General features: G+C 65.3%; 1 pseudogene. It reads left to right on the top strand.

Features of this window, described 5'->3' with window-relative positions:
• Positions 1–107 precede the first annotated feature (107 nt).
• Positions 108–2,091, top strand: a pseudogene (locus tag C1631_RS25150) (Tn3-like element ISMpo10 family transposase); the annotation flags it as partial.

The raw sequence follows: 2,091 nt of genomic DNA on the forward strand, positions 1-2,091 counted from the left end.
TGCGACATGTCCTGTGCCTCTCGTCATACGAAGACGAGAGCGCGCACGGGGTCGTGTCGGGTCGGGTCAAGGAGCGCGGTAGCGCCCGGCGGAGCCGGCGAGCGGGGGAGCCGAAATGCGCCGAGCATCTGACCCGAGGACTCGATGCTCGACAGCGCCGGCTGCTCGATGCGCTTCTCCTGCCCCACACAGGCACGAACTTGAGCGATCTGGCCTGGGTGCGGCAGTCACCCGGCAAGCCCGGCCGAAAGACATTCGCCGCCATCATCGAGCGACTGACACTGCTTCGGGCCATCGGGATCGATCCGGATATCGCCGTAGGCGTCCATCCCGAGCGCCTCCGACGCCTGTGCCAGGAAGGCGTGCGGCTGACCGCGCAACATGTTCGGACGCTGCAAGCGACGCGGCGTCGCGCCACATTGGTGGCGACCATCCTCGAAACCATCGTTACCCTCACCGACGATGCGGTGCTGATGTTCGATCGCCTGCTTGGGCAGATGTTCCGGCGCGAACAGAACAGCGCGGACACGACACTCAAGCGCAACCGGCGCACCATCAACGGCAAAATCCGGCTGCTTGCCCAACTCGGCGCTGCCTTGCTCGCCGCCAAGATATCAGGTGGCGATATCGGCGCTGCGGTCGAGGCAGCGATCGGATGGAATGATCTCGGCCGCGAGGTCGATGAAGCCCGCAAGCTGATCCGCCCCGATTCGGTCGATCCCGTCGCGGTCGCCGCGACCAATTACCCCGTCCTCCGACAGGTCGGTCCCTCGTTCATCGCCTCGTTCACATTCGGGGCGGTGCCAGCCTGCCATGCGCTCGCGCGAGCGGTCGCGATCATGCGCGACCTTCATTTTGGTCATCTGCGCAAATTGCCTGCAGGCACGCCAGTCGGCTTCATCCGGCAAGCTTGGCGTCGGGCGATCGGCACCGGCATTCCCGATCGCAGGATCTATGAATTGTGCGTGCTGGTCGAGCTTCGCGACCGGCTTCGCGCCGGCGACATGTGGGTCGAGGGAAGCCGACGCTATCGTGCTGTCGAGCAGCAACTCATTCCTGCCCCCGTATTCGCCAACATGCGCGCGGCCGGCCCCTTGCCGATACCGGCACCGGATACGGCCGATATCTGGCTGGCCGAACGACGCGCCCGCCTCGCCCGTCGATTGGCCGAGGTCGAGCGAAAGGCGGAGACGGACGCGCTGGAAGACGTGCAGCTCAGCTTGGGCAGGCTGCGGATTTCGCCCTTGAAGGCGATTACTCCCGAGGAATCCGATACCGCCCTTGCGCCGCTCTATGCGCATCTGCCCGCGATCCGCATCACCGACCTTCTTGCCGAAGTCGATCGATGGACCGGGTTCAGCCAGTGCTTCACGCATCTGCAAAGTGGCCGTGCCGCGGATGAACCACGTGCGATCCTCACGGCGGTGCTCGCCGATGCCACCAATCTGGGCCATACGCGCATGGCGGAAGCCTGCAATCTCGTGACCCAGCGCCAACTCGGTTGGCTCGCCTCATGGCATCTGCGCGAGGAAACCTACGGTCGCGCGCTCGCCCGGCTTGTCGACGCCCAACACACCGCGCCGCTGGCCGCGCTGTTCGGGTCCGGCACCTCGTCCAGCTCAGACGGTCAGAACTTTCCGCTCGACCGCCGCGCCCAGGCAACCGGCGCAGTCAATCCGCACAAGGGGACAGAGCCGGCTGTCTCCTTTTACAGCCACGTCTCGGATCGCTACGCGCCGTTCCATTCCACAGTTATCTCCGCTTCGGCGAGCGAGGCGGCACAGGTGCTCGACGGGCTGCTCCACCACGGCGCCGATCTGCACATCGAAGAGCATCACGTCGATGGCGGGGGCGTCTCCGACCATGTGTTCGCGCTATGTCATCTGCTTGGGTTCCGGTTCGCGCCGCGTATCCCGAATATCGCCGCACGCCGTTTGCACCTGTTTAACGGCATCGAACCCGGCCCCGATATTGCGCCGCTGGTCGCGGGCCGCATCGACGAAGGTCTGATCGAGGCACACTGGGACGACGTGCTGCGACTGGGAACCTCGATCCGCACAGGCGTCGTCAGCGCCTCGATCATGCTGGAAC

The organism is Chryseobacterium phosphatilyticum (assembly GCF_002899825.2).
Taxonomy (GTDB): Bacteria; Bacteroidota; Bacteroidia; order Flavobacteriales; family Weeksellaceae; genus Chryseobacterium; species Chryseobacterium phosphatilyticum.